The 13,314-nt window shown below is 27.5% G+C and carries 28 protein-coding genes; all 28 read right to left on the bottom strand.

The annotated features are described in order from the left end of the window. Nucleotides 1-18: 18 nt before the first annotated feature. Nucleotides 19-627, bottom strand: coding sequence for a hypothetical protein (locus tag KQ44_RS11230; RefSeq protein ID WP_096737475.1), 609 nt, complete (start codon nucleotides 625-627; stop codon nucleotides 19-21). A 14-nt stretch (nucleotides 628-641) separates the two neighbouring features. Further along, a complete protein-coding gene (locus KQ44_RS11225) occupies nucleotides 642-2,018 on the bottom strand; it encodes a DUF2213 domain-containing protein (RefSeq protein ID WP_168171276.1) in 1,377 nt (458 codons plus the stop codon). An 84-nt stretch (nucleotides 2,019-2,102) separates the two neighbouring features. After that, nucleotides 2,103-2,528 carry a hypothetical protein gene (locus KQ44_RS11220; protein WP_096737473.1) on the bottom strand — a complete coding sequence of 142 codons (426 nt, stop codon included), beginning with the start codon at nucleotides 2,526-2,528 and terminating at the stop codon, nucleotides 2,103-2,105. A gap of 15 nt (nucleotides 2,529-2,543) precedes the next feature. Beyond that, nucleotides 2,544-2,687, bottom strand: coding sequence for a hypothetical protein (locus tag KQ44_RS14485; RefSeq protein WP_168171275.1), 144 nt, complete (start codon nucleotides 2,685-2,687; stop codon nucleotides 2,544-2,546). A 79-nt stretch (nucleotides 2,688-2,766) separates the two neighbouring features. Further along, the gene (locus KQ44_RS11215; protein ID WP_096737472.1) at nucleotides 2,767-3,114 is read right to left on the bottom strand and encodes a hypothetical protein; all 348 of its coding nucleotides are present in this window, start codon (nucleotides 3,112-3,114) and stop codon (nucleotides 2,767-2,769) included. Between the two features lie 14 nt (nucleotides 3,115-3,128). Continuing rightward, nucleotides 3,129-3,599, bottom strand: coding sequence for a hypothetical protein (locus KQ44_RS11210; RefSeq protein WP_096737471.1), 471 nt, complete (start codon nucleotides 3,597-3,599; stop codon nucleotides 3,129-3,131). Then, entirely contained in the window at nucleotides 3,580-3,885 is a 306-nt protein-coding gene (locus tag KQ44_RS11205; RefSeq protein ID WP_096737470.1) for a hypothetical protein, read from the bottom strand. Before KQ44_RS11205 ends, KQ44_RS11210 begins: the two co-directional genes overlap by 20 nt. Before the next feature lie 7 nt (nucleotides 3,886-3,892). Beyond that, the gene (locus KQ44_RS15475; RefSeq protein ID WP_276307044.1) at nucleotides 3,893-4,021 is read right to left on the bottom strand and encodes a hypothetical protein; all 129 of its coding nucleotides are present in this window, start codon (nucleotides 4,019-4,021) and stop codon (nucleotides 3,893-3,895) included. A gap of 319 nt (nucleotides 4,022-4,340) precedes the next feature. Beyond that, nucleotides 4,341-4,694, bottom strand: coding sequence for a sigma factor (locus KQ44_RS11200; RefSeq protein ID WP_096737469.1), 354 nt, complete (start codon nucleotides 4,692-4,694; stop codon nucleotides 4,341-4,343). Further along, nucleotides 4,694-4,939 (bottom strand): hypothetical protein, encoded by a 246-nt coding sequence (locus KQ44_RS11195; protein WP_096737468.1) that lies wholly within the window; start codon nucleotides 4,937-4,939, stop codon nucleotides 4,694-4,696. Before KQ44_RS11195 ends, KQ44_RS11200 begins: the two co-directional genes overlap by 1 nt. Before the next feature lie 9 nt (nucleotides 4,940-4,948). Next, nucleotides 4,949-5,161: a hypothetical protein gene (locus tag KQ44_RS11190; RefSeq protein WP_096737467.1), complete on the bottom strand. Its 213-nt coding sequence runs from the start codon at nucleotides 5,159-5,161 to the stop codon at nucleotides 4,949-4,951. Nucleotides 5,162-5,171: 10 nt separating this feature from the next. Further along, the gene (locus tag KQ44_RS11185; protein ID WP_096737466.1) at nucleotides 5,172-5,351 is read right to left on the bottom strand and encodes a hypothetical protein; all 180 of its coding nucleotides are present in this window, start codon (nucleotides 5,349-5,351) and stop codon (nucleotides 5,172-5,174) included. After that, nucleotides 5,351-5,542, bottom strand: coding sequence for a hypothetical protein (locus KQ44_RS11180; RefSeq protein WP_096737465.1), 192 nt, complete (start codon nucleotides 5,540-5,542; stop codon nucleotides 5,351-5,353). The genes KQ44_RS11185 and KQ44_RS11180 overlap by 1 nt, the downstream gene beginning before the upstream one ends. 4 nt (nucleotides 5,543-5,546) lie before the next feature. Further along, nucleotides 5,547-6,044, bottom strand: coding sequence for a VRR-NUC domain-containing protein (locus KQ44_RS11175; protein ID WP_096737464.1), 498 nt, complete (start codon nucleotides 6,042-6,044; stop codon nucleotides 5,547-5,549). Further along, the gene (locus KQ44_RS11170) at nucleotides 6,031-6,255 is read right to left on the bottom strand and encodes a hypothetical protein (protein ID WP_096737463.1); all 225 of its coding nucleotides are present in this window, start codon (nucleotides 6,253-6,255) and stop codon (nucleotides 6,031-6,033) included. The genes KQ44_RS11175 and KQ44_RS11170 overlap by 14 nt, the downstream gene beginning before the upstream one ends. After that, complete coding sequence (locus KQ44_RS14480; protein ID WP_168171274.1) at nucleotides 6,252-6,413, bottom strand: hypothetical protein; 162 nt, start codon at nucleotides 6,411-6,413, stop codon at nucleotides 6,252-6,254. Before KQ44_RS14480 ends, KQ44_RS11170 begins: the two co-directional genes overlap by 4 nt. Nucleotides 6,414-6,416: 3 nt before the next feature. Then, nucleotides 6,417-6,770 carry a hypothetical protein gene (locus tag KQ44_RS11165; protein ID WP_096737462.1) on the bottom strand — a complete coding sequence of 118 codons (354 nt, stop codon included), beginning with the start codon at nucleotides 6,768-6,770 and terminating at the stop codon, nucleotides 6,417-6,419. A 10-nt stretch (nucleotides 6,771-6,780) separates the two neighbouring features. Next, nucleotides 6,781-7,095, bottom strand: a complete 315-nt coding sequence (locus KQ44_RS11160; protein ID WP_096737461.1) for a hypothetical protein — start codon at nucleotides 7,093-7,095, stop codon at nucleotides 6,781-6,783. A gap of 14 nt (nucleotides 7,096-7,109) precedes the next feature. Further along, nucleotides 7,110-7,919: an N-6 DNA methylase gene (locus KQ44_RS11155; RefSeq protein WP_096737460.1), complete on the bottom strand. Its 810-nt coding sequence runs from the start codon at nucleotides 7,917-7,919 to the stop codon at nucleotides 7,110-7,112. A gap of 317 nt (nucleotides 7,920-8,236) precedes the next feature. Further along, entirely contained in the window at nucleotides 8,237-8,521 is a 285-nt protein-coding gene (locus KQ44_RS11150; RefSeq protein ID WP_096737459.1) for a winged helix-turn-helix transcriptional regulator, read from the bottom strand. After that, entirely contained in the window at nucleotides 8,521-8,685 is a 165-nt protein-coding gene (locus KQ44_RS14475; protein ID WP_168171273.1) for a hypothetical protein, read from the bottom strand. The genes KQ44_RS11150 and KQ44_RS14475 overlap by 1 nt, the downstream gene beginning before the upstream one ends. Further along, a complete protein-coding gene (locus tag KQ44_RS11145) occupies nucleotides 8,672-9,781 on the bottom strand; it encodes a phage replisome organizer N-terminal domain-containing protein (RefSeq protein WP_096737458.1) in 1,110 nt (369 codons plus the stop codon). The genes KQ44_RS14475 and KQ44_RS11145 overlap by 14 nt, the downstream gene beginning before the upstream one ends. A 2-nt stretch (nucleotides 9,782-9,783) precedes the next feature. Then, the gene (locus tag KQ44_RS11140; protein ID WP_096737457.1) at nucleotides 9,784-10,422 is read right to left on the bottom strand and encodes a hypothetical protein; all 639 of its coding nucleotides are present in this window, start codon (nucleotides 10,420-10,422) and stop codon (nucleotides 9,784-9,786) included. Nucleotides 10,423-11,029: 607 nt separating this feature from the next. Further along, nucleotides 11,030-12,022 (bottom strand): recombinase RecT, encoded by a 993-nt coding sequence (locus tag KQ44_RS11135; protein ID WP_096737456.1) that lies wholly within the window; start codon nucleotides 12,020-12,022, stop codon nucleotides 11,030-11,032. 11 nt (nucleotides 12,023-12,033) lie between these two features. Further along, nucleotides 12,034-12,213 carry a hypothetical protein gene (locus tag KQ44_RS11130; protein WP_096737455.1) on the bottom strand — a complete coding sequence of 60 codons (180 nt, stop codon included), beginning with the start codon at nucleotides 12,211-12,213 and terminating at the stop codon, nucleotides 12,034-12,036. A 23-nt stretch (nucleotides 12,214-12,236) separates the two neighbouring features. Beyond that, nucleotides 12,237-12,458 carry a hypothetical protein gene (locus tag KQ44_RS11125; RefSeq protein WP_096737454.1) on the bottom strand — a complete coding sequence of 74 codons (222 nt, stop codon included), beginning with the start codon at nucleotides 12,456-12,458 and terminating at the stop codon, nucleotides 12,237-12,239. Next, on the bottom strand, nucleotides 12,458-13,096 hold the full coding sequence (locus KQ44_RS11120) for a siphovirus Gp157 family protein (RefSeq protein ID WP_096737453.1): 639 nt from the start codon (nucleotides 13,094-13,096) through the stop codon (nucleotides 12,458-12,460). The genes KQ44_RS11125 and KQ44_RS11120 overlap by 1 nt, the downstream gene beginning before the upstream one ends. Before the next feature lie 20 nt (nucleotides 13,097-13,116). Beyond that, on the bottom strand, nucleotides 13,117-13,314 hold a 198-nt coding region (locus KQ44_RS14610; protein ID WP_205676568.1), incomplete at its 5' end, for a hypothetical protein.

Below are 13,314 nucleotides of genomic sequence, written 5' to 3'. Positions count from 1 at the left end.
TTGTTCTCCTTTTTTATTTTATAGTTTTACCAAAACACATGTAACATCTGTCCATTCTACAGTGTCTACATTAAGTTTTCTTTTCTTCCCATTTACTACAGAAGAAAGAAGCTGTACCCCTGTCAAAGCACATGTAGAAGTATTAGAAGTTGTAAGCTCATTATTAGTTGGGTCCCAATACAAAGCAGTAGATAAAGCTACTCCTACCAAATTAGCATTACAAGGTAAAAATACTTGAATACCGCTTCCTATTTTTCCAATAGGTACTATACCGTGAGGCAAAGGAAGTCCTCCATTACCTGAATTGTCAACCATATTCTGCGGACTTTCAAGTATAAATCCGTCTATTACATCGCTTGAAGCAGCAACAGCTTTATTAATAACAAAAGTTTTTGGATTAAACCCTGTCATATTGTCTGTACCATTAGCCTCTGTGTTGTCATTTTTTATAACAACTGGAGTACATGGAAGCAATGTATTAGGCTCTAAAGAACCTATTTTTGCCTGTAAAGTATTTGCTGATAAATCGTACTGATTTTGTACAAATCCGCATAACGCCACTCCTGTGGCAGAAGAAAAAGCATTTCCTTTTGCTAATCCAGTATTGCCTGCATATATATTATCCATTTGTCCCTCCTTCATTAAAATACATTTTTAAATCTTTTTACTTTGCCGTCATCAAAGACACAAACAGGCTTGTCATTATTCTTTTTTAATTCCTGTTTTGCTTTGGTTTCTATATTTTTTTGAATATCTGTTACACAGTCGACAGCTAATGCGTAGTTGTCTTTAGTTACTTTATTATTGCCGCTAAAAAGAGATTTGAACTTATCTGACAACAAAGATGAATTAGATTTTAAGAATCTTTCTATATAAGAATACTTGGTATCATGTTCTCTTTCCTTTACATACTTTACGCCTTCCTCTTTGTATTTAGATGCTAAGTTATAGGCTCTATCCACCATAACTTTTTTCTCTTCCTCATCTTCGATAGTCTCTTCTTCATCAGCCACTATTTCTTCTTTCGATAACTCTTCATTCATATCCTCTTTCTCATCTTTGCCTTCTTTTTTAGCAATTTGAGAAATAAGCATATCGATTTTTGAAGCTATATCATCTAATGTAACACCTTGTTTTTTCTCTGTAGCCATAGCTTCAGGGCTTCCTTCTTCTCCGTCTTCTTTTATGCTTTCCTTGTTAGAAAGCATAGAAATAAGCTGGTCCAACTTTGATTCTATGGAAGCTATCTTTTGAGTTTCCTCATTTTCAACTTCTTCCATACTTTCATCTTTTTTGACCTCTTCTTTAATTTCTTCTTTTTTTTCTTTTAATTCTTCAGGCATTTTATCCTCCTTCATTGCTGCCTCAAAAAATCTCGTAACAGGCTCCTGATGATTAAAATCATCAGGCACTCGATTTTTCTCGTCTGTTTTATTATTTATATTTTCATTAGAATTAGGCATAATTCTTTTAAGACTATCTATTTGAATAGCTTTTTCGCTGTAATTATCCCAGTACCCATCAACTACTAAAGCTAAATGATCTATATATTCAAACTCTTCTTCTACGATGTCGCTTCCATTGTTTTTGATTTCTTTAGTTTTTATGGCTGGTGAAGTAGATTTTAATTTTTCATTGATTAATTTTAAGACTTCAGGGTCATATATTCTTGCTATGCCCCATACTTCTTTTATTTCAGGTTTTATATATGCGGCAACTATATTTCCAACTACATGATTTTTATAGTTTTCGCCGTTTAACAATTTACTGTCTGGGTGTTCTATTAAAACAGGTATTCCAACACAGGCTTTTAAGAACTTATTTGACAAAAATTCATCTTCTAATCTATTTATTTTATAAACTACAGGATTATTTTCATCATCAAATATAACTTCTCCGTTTTCATCTTCTTTATATCTTTCAGTTATACCTGTTCCTGTAATTCTTAATTTTATATAGAAACTTTCCTCGTATATTTGAGGTGATTTGAGACTTCCGTCGATTAGTCCTTGTATCATTTCCCTATAAGCGATTGTACTCATAAAAAAATAATACAATAATGAATGAAAAAAAGATTTATACTATAGTTAGTTTATCGCTGTTTATTCATTATTGAGCCTTAATTTATCCTTTTTAGCATCGTTTTGTCCGTCGAGAAAAGCACATATTCTTTCTATACGCTCTTCTTTTTTTTCTTGATTATAAGTAATAATATCGCTGTACAAAAACCATTTGAGATGAGACGCTGAAGTTCCTAATTTCTCGGCGGCTTCTTTGATACTTGAAGAATAATACCCTATTTTGTAGAAATTTTCTTTTGATATTCCATAAAAAAAACTTCTGGCATTTTTTCGGATATTCTTTTTTTTAGGTAAACTAATGCGTTTATTAGATTTATAATGCTTATGTTTGTTTATTTTTTTTGTTTTTATTTCTGATAAACTGTTATTTTGTATACATTTAGAAAGTAAACAAGTATTGTTTTCAGCAAATAAACAATTTTTATAACAATGTTTAGTTTTTTCCATAATTATTTATTATTTTCAATTATTTTTTTCTAATTCTTTATATTTCCATACTTTCCTTTTCCCTATAGAATTATAATTAAGTTCAAAATACTTATTTTGTATTTTTATTCTTGGTTCTATACGATTCAACTTTTCTAATAACTCTTTATCTAATGCCATACTGCCTCCTAATTATAAATAGTCTTTTCTTATTTTCAAATAAGTAAATATTTCTTCAGCATTACGCATAACAAATGCCTCATTCATTATTAATCTCTAATTCTTTAAGTATTATATTATACAATGTAGTAAAACTTCCTATATCTTTATACGTTTTTGTTATTTCTGTTTCAACTGTACTTTCTTCAAGATTATCAGACACTTCTAATATATAGCAAGGTTTTAACATATTATTAGATATATAAACTTTAAATATTTTTGTATTGCTTGTAATTTCAATATAATTTTTTAATCTTATTAGACTATATTCTCTACCATATCTATAATATGTGAATTTATCCAATAATTGATTATATAATTCTCTATAAAATTTCTCTGCTACATTAAAATATTCATTTTGTAATCCTATAAATTGTATATTATTCATTATTTAAATCCTTATCAAAACTTATCTGAATAAATCATAAACTCTCTTAAAATACTTATTAATTCAACCCTGTTATCATAGTAAAACTTAGCTTTGTCTGATAGGTTCTCTATTTCATTAGCTTTATCGGTAATATAGCTATTGTTATCTTCATAAACACAAGAACCTTTATATGATATATAAAAAGCAAAACCGCCTGCCTCATCTAAAAAAACTCTGACATCATTATCAACTATCAATATTTTTTCAATGTTAATATCAATGCTATCTACAGCATTTCCTATAAAATCTTTTAATTTATTTTTAGCTCGTCTTAAAATATTTCTCTTATAAAACTCGTTTAAATCTTTTAAGTTCAGGTTTTCGATAAATAACTTTTGATTTTTTTCTTCTAATTTAAATGTAAGCTCTTCATAGCCTTTTATTATATTGCTATAATTTGTTATTAAGTTTTTATAAAATTGTTCATTTGTTTCTTTTATCATTTTTTAAGCTCCTTATTTTTAATTCATAAGTTAAATGAATTATACATTTTTTTAACAAAGACAATAAACTACTAATATGTATATCCCATAAATAATAGCCGTATGGTAAATCTTTATGATAATTGTATACATCTTCGTTCAAATCATCTATTGTTATTTTTCTTATGTCATAATCTTTTATATCTTTAGCTATTTTATAAATGAAATAATAATTTTTTATAAAATCATTATTTTCATCAGGATCAATATATTTTCTTAATATAAAAATAATTACATCAGCAAACAATTCAGCATTATAAAAAATCTTCTTTTCTTTCTGCTTGTAAATATAGATGAACTAAATATGTTGTATTATAATTTTTATAATTATTAAAACTGTTAAACTTAATTTGTTTACATACCTCCATTATTTCTTTATTCATCTTATATTTTCCTTTTAGCAGTAATTATCTTTGTAATATCTTCTTATTTTATTTTTAAAATCTTTCACTGCATGAGATATAAGAGTTTCTGATACTTGATTACTATTAGCTATATCTTTGATTTTATTATTTAGAAAGAAGTATTCTTTAAAATAAATCCTTTCTTTTTCATTATAGAAAATATTATGATTATAGAAGTCTTCTAATAATGTTTTATCAATATTTTCAAAATAAAGTTTTTCAGGATTATATCTGTTATCTTTATATATTTCTTTTTTTATTTTATCTCCGTCTTTATTTTCAATTACTTCTAAATCTTCTAAAGAATATAAATATTTTTTATTTTTATTCGCTTAGAAAACTTTAATAATTTTCTTGCTCCATCTATCATATTTCCAAATACTCTGTAATAACTATAAGTTAAAAACTTAATATCAAATCTATTATATTTCTCTACTGCGTCCATAAGTCCTAATACTCCCCATTGTATAAAATCTTCAATAGAAACTATATTGCTGTAGACAGATTTGTATTTACAATAGACTTTTTCCGCCATTTTTCTCACTAAAAAATAATAATTATCTATAATTTTATTTCTTATTTTTATATCTCTGCTTTTTTGATATTCTTTTACCAAAAGTTTAATTTCTTCATCATTTAAAAACTTTTTCATTATTTATCCCCATTTAATATTTGCTTTATTTCTCTATCATCTTTGGGAAATGGATATAAAGCGTTCTCTAAATATTCTATATAGTAGATAGTTTGCTTATCATTTTTTACAACATCAATTAATCTCACTTTATCTTTATAGTTTTTGAAATAATTACAAACCATTTGTTTCCTACAATATCCAATACCGCCTTGAGTACCTTTAACTTTAATTAAGAAAGGGCTGTTTATAGTTTTATTTTTCATTTTTAACCTCTATAAATTAGTAGATAATAGATACATAAATAAATTAATTAAAAATAAAATAAAATAAGGAAATATAAATTGCTGAATAGTTTTATTCGTATCGTCTTTTTTTAACATCTGGTTTACATCAATTCCTCTTTTATCAGCTATTAAAAAAACAACAACTGCTAATAAAAAAATCATAGATAAAAATCCAAAATAAAACATAAAAATAATCTTCATTTTATATTCCTCATTTCTTTTTTCTTTTATCAGCTCTTCTCTTAAAATCTTTCTTCAGTTCAAAATCCAAACAAGCTCTATTTGTTGCTATAGTAGCTCCTCTGTATACCTGACAAATTAAAGAACCGTATGCAGATTTAGCAAACCTACATTCAAAGCAGTAATATTGAGTTTTTTGTCTATTAGTCATTAAAAAACCTCCAAGTATGGATTTTCGCCACAGGCGGACTTCGTCATGTATTCAATATCTTTTTTTAACTGAAAAATCTGATATTCATAATTAGCTACTTCTCTCTCAAGTTCTGATACTCTCTTTTTAGTAGTATCATTCTGTAACAAAAATAATACCCAAAGAAACAAAGCAAAAATTAAGTTTTTCATTATGCTATTCTCCTTTTTCTTCCCAAATAACGGGCTCACACATTAAATACTTATTAATTTTATATAAAGCGTCATTAATTCCATAACTTACTGAGCAAGGAATATGCTCGGCTTTAGTTCTATTGAGTATGTCTTTTTGGTCTTTAGATAGTTTGCCTATTACTGTTTTTAATTCTAAACAGAATGTAGTATCTTTTCCATTAAACTTTTTTATAGTCAAATCAGGATAGCCTTTTTTTACTCCCTGTTCTCTCATTTTTTTTCTAGTCTTAAAAGATTTTATTCTTATTCCGCTCATAGAAGGCTCACAGATAATATTTTTATCATCAAGGTATGCTATAATTATTTGCTGTATTCTTTCTTCAGATAAATGATTGTTATATCTTTTCCCCTCATCTTTTTCAGCTGAAATATTATTTTTTAATGTTTCAATATCTATATCTCTTATTTCTTCAACTATCTTTTCTAAATTAAAAAATTCGTATCTATCAGCAATTGTCATTTTCGCTCTCCTTTATTTTTTTCACTATTAAAGTACACCATAGATTTGCTTGTCTTTTACTTGTACATTTAATAAAATCACTTTTTCCATCTCTAAAATAAATATATATACCGTATATATCTAATTTAGGATTAACTAATGAATGAACTCTTACAAAATCATCTTTATTAAAAGCAAGTCCTAATTTTTTTATATGAATTAATTTACTCATTTTACTTCTCCTCTTATTTCATATCTTGTATTAAGAATATGATAAATGTTATCCATATCTTCCTTACAAGCAGAGCATACGCCAACAAGTACAACTTTGCTTAAAATGTACGCCATTTCCTCAACAGCCTCATTTTTATGACAAACTTCGCATTTCATAATTTAATCTCCTTGTTTTTTAAAGAATTTATTTACTTCATTTAATACAACATCTAAATCATAATGTTCTATTTTTACTGCTATTTTTATACCATTATTTTTCTTATATTGTATATAGGCATAATATTTACTATAATCTCTTGCTATATTTAATTGATAATTTCCTATTAAAAATATGAGTTCTTTAATATTATAATTCAATTGCTGCTTTTCTTTGTATTCTATTTTCTCTTTCATTAAATAATTAATTACATAAATATAAAAATCATCTATATATTTTTTTAGACTTTTTTTATACAAATTATTTATACGCCTTTCTTCTAATATAAATTCCTGTTCTTTTTCTTTAATGTCCATTTTTCACTCCTTAAAATAAAGTATATTGCTCAGGTTCTTGGAACTTTAAAATACCATTCCAAAACCTATTGGCTTCTTTATGGCTTTTATTAAACCATTCTTTACCATGAGGCTGTCTTTTTTTAGTAGTTACGCTTGGACTTTGAAACTTTTCATCAGTGAGATAACAAATAGCACCATCAAAATTAGCTTCACTTTCTCTCTCTTCCTCTGCTTTTAGTAATCCGTAAGTCATACCCATATTAAAAATATCTCCCATAATTCCAGAGATAGTTTTACATTCAGAATCAAAACATTTATTATATTCTTCTATAAAGTTATACATAAATAAATCCTTACTTAAAAATCAAAAACATACTGTTCTTGTTTAGTTTCTTTTTCTTTCTCTTCTTTGTCTTCGTATTCCATATTCTTTATGAAATCAAAAGCCTTTCTAAACTTTTCTATTTGTCTTTTAGCTTTAACTCTTTCCAAACAATTATTAGCAACATAAGCTAAAGTGTAGAAAGTATCAAAATGCTCTATACTCAAAGAGTTCATATGATGAATTACAGCAGCCGCACCTATCAAGTTTAATTGAATATAGCTCATATAAACACACATCAAATCTAAGTCCTGTAATGTCCAAATCAATTTTGCTGAATAATTGATATTTGATTCCGAAGCTATTTGACAAGACGCTATCGCCATTCCTCCAGCCCCGCAAGTAGGTTCTAATAATTCAATAAAATCTTCATTTTCTAAATTATTAAGATAGCCGTTAATCCCTAAACTAATTTTACTCATAGCTAAAGAAACATCATAAGGTGTAAAAAACTGTCCTTTATAATGATTTTGAAGTTCTAATTCATGAAATAATACTCCTAATACATCTTGAAATACTATTTCTTCACCATCTTTTTTTATGAACTCATTCATTATTTCAGCTTTAAAGCACTGATAATGTTTCAATTCTTCTTGACTATATTTTGAGGCAGTGCGTTTGAATGTTTCTATTCTCTTTTCTGCCTCAATACCAACTCCAATAGCAATTTCTAAAGCGAACATTTCCACAAAATCATAAAATACGTTAGCTACAGTATGAGTATAAGAAACAGCTTTTATATGATCATAAATGTTTTTAAATCTATAAACTGTCTTTTTAGCCATTGTTATTTCCTTTTTATTGTATAGCCATATATTTTTTTAATTGAATAACTTCCCATACTGTCCAGTCGATATATCTGTTCACTATTTCGTCTTCAGTAAAGTCGTCCAATGTTTTGCCTTCTGCTTTTAATTTTTTAGCCTCTTCTTCAATCTTTACTTCGCCTAATGCTTCAGTAAAAATATCTCCTAATTCTCTTCCAAACTCTTTATCTAATTTATTTTTATGATGTCTTTTAATAACTTTCTTTTTATTTTTTGTATTTGTTTTTTTATATTTTTAGTTTTTATATTCATTGACTACCCCTTTTTTATAAATATTAAAATAATCTTCCTTGCCATTCATCACTTATAACAAGTACATAATTTTTAATACCGCTTATTTTATCCTGCCTTTTGCCTGTTTCTTGTAAAATACCGTATTTGAGCATAGCATTTACTCTAGCAGACACTGTTGACTTTTCCATTTTTAGATAATGAGCGATTTCCCCCCTTGTTGCTGAGCCTTTTTCTAAAAGACAATCATAAATTAGTTTAAATTGCTTATTATCTAATTTGTTTTTTATGCTGCTGTAATAACAGTCTATTGAAGTTGTTCTAGCCATTATTCACCCCTTAAAGATTTTTTTAATTGACTTAAAACTCTTTTATTAATAGCCATGTTTCTTTTTGTCTCTTCATCAATAAAAGCAGAATCAAAATTACAAGATAATCTTTCTGATAACTCTTTGATAATTTCTTTATTTTCAGTTTTTTTATCTTTGCTCATTTGATTTCTCCTTTTTCTCTGCTATAGATTTTTTAATTTCCTCAAAAAATCCTCCGTCCTCGCTTAAATAGTCATAATACTCTTCAAGCGTCATACCTAATTTTTCCGCTTCCTGTCTGTCTATCTCTTTCTGTCTTCGCTTTTCCTCTGCCTCTCTTTTCTTTTTCTCAAGCTCTAACTGCTGACGTTTTATTTCTCTTTGAGCAAGTTCTTCAGCAGTGTAATGCCTTTTTATGCTGTTATTTTTTTCATCGCCGTTTTTGAGAAATATCCTAAGACAAGACAAGAAGTCAAGCCACCTCGTGCTTAAATCCTGCCTGCTTTTACTCTCAACAGTCTTTTTTGCCAACTTCACGCAAGAAACCCAGTCATATCGCCGAGTCTCAAAAGAACTTCTGAGTTCAGATTGCTTTTGCGGTGTTTTATAGCAGTCCAGTTGGCAAAGCGAAGTAGCAGTTTTAGCAGTGAAAGTTTCAAAGACTACGCATAGTTCTCTAACAAACAAATCAAAATCCGAAGAGGGGGGCTGCTTTTCTTTCTCTCTCTCTTTCTCTAATTCTAACTCTTTCTCTATCTCTCTCTCTGGTGTAACCGAAGCGTAGTTTTTTTGTAGTTTTTCTACAGAATTATTACAGTTTTCTTCTTGTTCTTCTACAAAATTACTGCAATCATTTTCATGATTCTCTACAAAATTATTACTAGCTTCTTCTTCAATTTTTATTGTGTCTAATTTTTTCTTGTATTTTGAAACTCTGTCGCTTTCAGTAGAGGCTTTACCTATTAATGTTTGTATATCAGACATATAAATAGTTTCATTGTCTGCTATAGTGATTAATCCAAGCTGTTTAAATACATTTAATCCAGTTCTTACAACATCTTTATTTATTCTAGTTATAGTTGCTATCATATCGAGATTGTAAGGAATCATATCTTTAAATAATAAAGCTCCGTTTGACTTCAAAGAAATTAGACATATTTTTAAATATAGATTTTGATACAAAATACCATTGTCCATACTTTCTAATATTTTCATCTCTTCGCTGTCAAAAAAAGTATCTTTCAGCTTGAGATAGTAGTATTTTTTATTTTCTGCCATACTCAAGCCTTTTGTTCTACTTCTATAACTTCATCATTGTATTTTATTTTTAATACATCATCTGAAACTTCTATAGCTATAGATTTTACTATATCCTCTACAGCATTAGTTGCTATTAATATTGCCGCAGTTGGTATTGAAGCGTCCGCCATTTTACCATACTGAAATGCTATCTCATTATGTTTATCACTTTTAGCATTACAGCTTACGGCAACACCTCTAATAATAAACCCTCTGTTTATCTCATAACTTATTGAAGCTAGAGCCTGTTCTATTACTTCTTTTATTTTTATAGTAATTATTTCAGATAATTTATTTGCTCTTTCTAATTTATTCACTGTTTTTATATAATTAGATACAGCTTTTCTTGATATGTCATATATCACTTGAGATATAACTTCTGTCTGCTTTTCATTTAAAGCTAAGTCATTTGTCATAAAACTTTTTTCTTCTAACTCTTCGTATATGCCGTTACCTATTGCCTCAGCTACATCTCTATAATTATCATATCTGATAAGTTCTTCAAAAATATCTTGAGTACAATTTTTAGCAACCTTATTAACAACTATCTCAGTTCTATTCTGAAGCTGAGGTTCTTCATTTTGTAATTTTTCTTTGTTAGTGTTATTTTCTTTTTTCATTTTGTTTCCTCCAAAGTTTTTATTTTTGAGTTATTAAGTTTTTTTCTTTTTTATATCAGCAGGGGCTTTCACCCCCGCCAACTAAATATAAATATAGTTAAAGGAGTCAGTCTATCCGTATTGTCTTAAAATAAAGGACCGTCATAATCATCTAAATCATCATTAATTTGATGAGGCGGATTATTTTCTCTCTCTTCCTGCTCTGCTATTAAATTATCCCAGTTTTCATCGCTTGCTGTAGAAAAAGGATCTTCGTCTTCATTGGCTTCTACATCTATTACTGTTTTAGCTGATTTTGATTCTTTAGCTGTCTCTTTTTGTTCATTTTCTGTTATATTAGTTGTTTCTCTTTCTAAAAGTATTATATCTATATAAGCAGTATATTCTTCAGCATAACCTATTAGTTTTCCTTCAGCATAATCTTTTCTATATGTTTTTAATTTATCCGTAGAAAGATTATGCCATTCTTCACCTTTACATAATCCAGTAGGACATATACTTAATTTTTTATTTAATACTTCAGTTACTATATTTAAAAGTTTTTCATTAGGTTTTTTATTTGTATAATATTCTCTAGCTTTTACTAACTCTTCTATATCTAATTCACTTATTTTTTTTCTATTAAATCATATATAACTTTTAGTATGATTTTATCTGTTACAATCAAAGCTAGCTTTTTTAAATCTTTTAAATCTAATTCACTGTACTCTCTTCCTTTTAATATTTTTTCTACTTCTTCATCCTCTACTTTTTTATCTGACTTAGATACTTCTTTGTTTTTATCATTATTACTGTTTCTTCTTCTTAATTCAGCAACCGCTTCTTTATAATATTCAGAATAAGTATTTTTCATTTGGCTTTCATTAATATGCCATAATAATATAGATGTCTCCATTTCTGACCAAGTTTGATCTTCATATTTTTTATAAGGAGAGCGATTATATCCGTTCTCAAAAACATCTTTATCTTGATTATAATTACTATTATCTAAATCATTTGTAACTATTTGTTCAGCACTAATATCTACTATGTTTCCATCTTTACTAAAATCAGCGGCTTCTTCAGATGTATACAAGTTTTTCATACCTTGAGGATATATAGTTCTCAAGGCTTCTCCAACTGCTCTGTGTTTGAGCATATCTCTAGGATAATTTTTCCAATTCATTTTTTCAGTAAGATAATGAGGTTTTCCTGTTTTATCATAATAATCAATTATTTTACTTGCTTTTTCTATAGTCCATGTAACTTCAAGACTTCCATATTGTTTATGAGAAACTCTAACAGTACATTCTTTATCTGTATAAACTTTATATTCAACTTGTCCGCCTGCTTCTAAAAATCTTCTTAAAGCAGCAACAGTTTTTATTGTAGGTTTTCCATTTATAATGTCATAATCCATACTAGCCTGAATAGGATTTATTCCCTCATTTTCAGCTACCATTAGTAAAATAAATGCTTCTGCTTTATTTTTTACTCCAAACATTTTTGCTTCTGTGATATAGTCTGCCATTCTGCTTATATCTGATAACTGATATACTCTAGTAATGTTTTGATTATTAATTTTTGTCATTGCTTTTTTGTTATCTTTATTATTTTCCATGACTACTCCTTCTATTTATTATCTTTATCACATTCGTAGTGGATCATATACAAGCCGTAACAGTTTTTAATATTTACGTATTTTGTTTTCACCGAAGGTGTGCCTTTGGCAAAATTATCTTGTATAGCTCCGCCACAAACAGCACATTTTATTTCTTTTCTTTTTTTGAAAATATCTTTTAATAAGCTCATTAGATTACCCCCTCATTTATTAATCATCTTCCCTGTTTTTCGATACTTATATGTATTGTATTTTTTGAAATTAAATCAAAAGTATCAAAAGCAACTATTTTATATTTTTTACTTTTTAAATATTCTATTAAATCTGTTATGCTTTTAGGCTTATAATTTAATTTATAATCTTTGAACATACTCTTTCCAGTATAGGTGCTTTTAAAATGACCTTCGTATATTTTTATATCAATATCTAGTTTCATTACTCTTGTTCCTCTTGAGTTTTTCTTGATATGTCTTTAATACTTATGTCTTTTACCAAACGAGCGAAAGATAATTTTTCACCGTTTATAAGTGCTTCTTTTATCTTTTTATCATCTCTCGCTTTAGAAACTTTCTCTATTTTGTAGTCATCAGTTATTAAAGCACTGTCTATTATTTCTACTTTATCAGTAGCTGTAGATACTCTATAAGCACCGCAGACAACACTTTTTTCTTGTTTTACTTTGTTATCTTCTACGAATCTAGCTATAGACATAACATTTGAAATACTATCTTTAAGATTGATTACTGTTTTTTCTATAGATTTATTTTTATTTTGAATTATATCGATAAGCTCTTTATTGTATTCTTTTTCTTTCTCTTTAAGTTTTATAATATAGCAGAGTTTACCTACTATCTCTTTTAATTCTTCTTTATTGTCTTTAGTCTCTTCATACAAAGATTTTAGAGCTTCATTAAACTCATTTTCTAGCTGTATTAATTGAGCTTCAAAAGTTTCGCTTTTATCTGTGATATTTAGCTTATCTTCTCTAGCTCTTTGAATTAAAGAGAGTTTATCTTCAAGCTCTCTAATTTTGTTATTTAATTTAATTTGCTTGTCTAATGTTTCATTTATCATTTTTTACTCCTTAAAAATTATTATTTATATTTATAGCTTATAGCTTTTCCTGCTTTGTTAAATAAAAAATGGCAGACTACTAATCTCTTTAAGATTAATAGCCTGCCAAACGGTAAGTTATGGATTATAAAATATTTATGAGTATTGATTTCTTTATCTGATTTTTGTACACTTTTTGCAAAAAGATTACTATTTGTGCATTTTTCGGCGGGAAAAAG

This window comes from Brachyspira sp. G79, from assembly GCF_002379365.1.
Lineage (GTDB): Bacteria > Spirochaetota > Brachyspiria > Brachyspirales > Brachyspiraceae > Brachyspira.
Note: the sequence above shows the minus strand (reverse complement) of the source record. Positions and strands in the feature narration are given on the sequence as shown.

Excerpts from the sequence above, each read along its gene's own strand:
- KQ44_RS11230 (WP_096737475.1), bottom strand. The coding sequence starts at position 627 with ATGGATAATATATATGCAGGCAATACTGGATTAGCAAAAGGAAATGCT.
- KQ44_RS11225 (WP_168171276.1), bottom strand. The coding sequence starts at position 2,018 with ATGATACAAGGACTAATCGACGGAAGTCTCAAATCACCTCAAATATAC.
- KQ44_RS11220 (WP_096737473.1), bottom strand. The coding sequence starts at position 2,528 with ATGGAAAAAACTAAACATTGTTATAAAAATTGTTTATTTGCTGAAAAC.
- KQ44_RS14485 (WP_168171275.1), bottom strand. The coding sequence starts at position 2,687 with ATGGCATTAGATAAAGAGTTATTAGAAAAGTTGAATCGTATAGAACCA.
- KQ44_RS11215 (WP_096737472.1), bottom strand. The coding sequence starts at position 3,114 with ATGAATAATATACAATTTATAGGATTACAAAATGAATATTTTAATGTA.
- KQ44_RS11210 (WP_096737471.1), bottom strand. The coding sequence starts at position 3,599 with ATGATAAAAGAAACAAATGAACAATTTTATAAAAACTTAATAACAAAT.
- KQ44_RS15475 (WP_276307044.1), bottom strand. The coding sequence starts at position 4,021 with ATGAATAAAGAAATAATGGAGGTATGTAAACAAATTAAGTTTAACAGT.
- KQ44_RS11200 (WP_096737469.1), bottom strand. The coding sequence starts at position 4,694 with ATGAAAAAGTTTTTAAATGATGAAGAAATTAAACTTTTGGTAAAAGAA.
- KQ44_RS11195 (WP_096737468.1), bottom strand. The coding sequence starts at position 4,939 with ATGAAAAATAAAACTATAAACAGCCCTTTCTTAATTAAAGTTAAAGGT.
- KQ44_RS11190 (WP_096737467.1), bottom strand. The coding sequence starts at position 5,161 with ATGAAGATTATTTTTATGTTTTATTTTGGATTTTTATCTATGATTTTT.
- KQ44_RS11185 (WP_096737466.1), bottom strand. The coding sequence starts at position 5,351 with ATGACTAATAGACAAAAAACTCAATATTACTGCTTTGAATGTAGGTTT.
- KQ44_RS11180 (WP_096737465.1), bottom strand. The coding sequence starts at position 5,542 with ATGAAAAACTTAATTTTTGCTTTGTTTCTTTGGGTATTATTTTTGTTA.
- KQ44_RS11175 (WP_096737464.1), bottom strand. The coding sequence starts at position 6,044 with ATGACAATTGCTGATAGATACGAATTTTTTAATTTAGAAAAGATAGTT.
- KQ44_RS11170 (WP_096737463.1), bottom strand. The coding sequence starts at position 6,255 with ATGAGTAAATTAATTCATATAAAAAAATTAGGACTTGCTTTTAATAAA.
- KQ44_RS14480 (WP_168171274.1), bottom strand. The coding sequence starts at position 6,413 with ATGAAATGCGAAGTTTGTCATAAAAATGAGGCTGTTGAGGAAATGGCG.
- KQ44_RS11165 (WP_096737462.1), bottom strand. The coding sequence starts at position 6,770 with ATGGACATTAAAGAAAAAGAACAGGAATTTATATTAGAAGAAAGGCGT.
- KQ44_RS11160 (WP_096737461.1), bottom strand. The coding sequence starts at position 7,095 with ATGTATAACTTTATAGAAGAATATAATAAATGTTTTGATTCTGAATGT.
- KQ44_RS11155 (WP_096737460.1), bottom strand. The coding sequence starts at position 7,919 with ATGGCTAAAAAGACAGTTTATAGATTTAAAAACATTTATGATCATATA.
- KQ44_RS11150 (WP_096737459.1), bottom strand. The coding sequence starts at position 8,521 with ATGGCTAGAACAACTTCAATAGACTGTTATTACAGCAGCATAAAAAAC.
- KQ44_RS14475 (WP_168171273.1), bottom strand. The coding sequence starts at position 8,685 with ATGAGCAAAGATAAAAAAACTGAAAATAAAGAAATTATCAAAGAGTTA.
- KQ44_RS11145 (WP_096737458.1), bottom strand. The coding sequence starts at position 9,781 with ATGGCAGAAAATAAAAAATACTACTATCTCAAGCTGAAAGATACTTTT.
- KQ44_RS11140 (WP_096737457.1), bottom strand. The coding sequence starts at position 10,422 with ATGAAAAAAGAAAATAACACTAACAAAGAAAAATTACAAAATGAAGAA.
- KQ44_RS11135 (WP_096737456.1), bottom strand. The coding sequence starts at position 12,022 with ATGGAAAATAATAAAGATAACAAAAAAGCAATGACAAAAATTAATAAT.
- KQ44_RS11130 (WP_096737455.1), bottom strand. The coding sequence starts at position 12,213 with ATGAGCTTATTAAAAGATATTTTCAAAAAAAGAAAAGAAATAAAATGT.
- KQ44_RS11125 (WP_096737454.1), bottom strand. The coding sequence starts at position 12,458 with ATGAAACTAGATATTGATATAAAAATATACGAAGGTCATTTTAAAAGC.
- KQ44_RS11120 (WP_096737453.1), bottom strand. The coding sequence starts at position 13,096 with ATGATAAATGAAACATTAGACAAGCAAATTAAATTAAATAACAAAATT.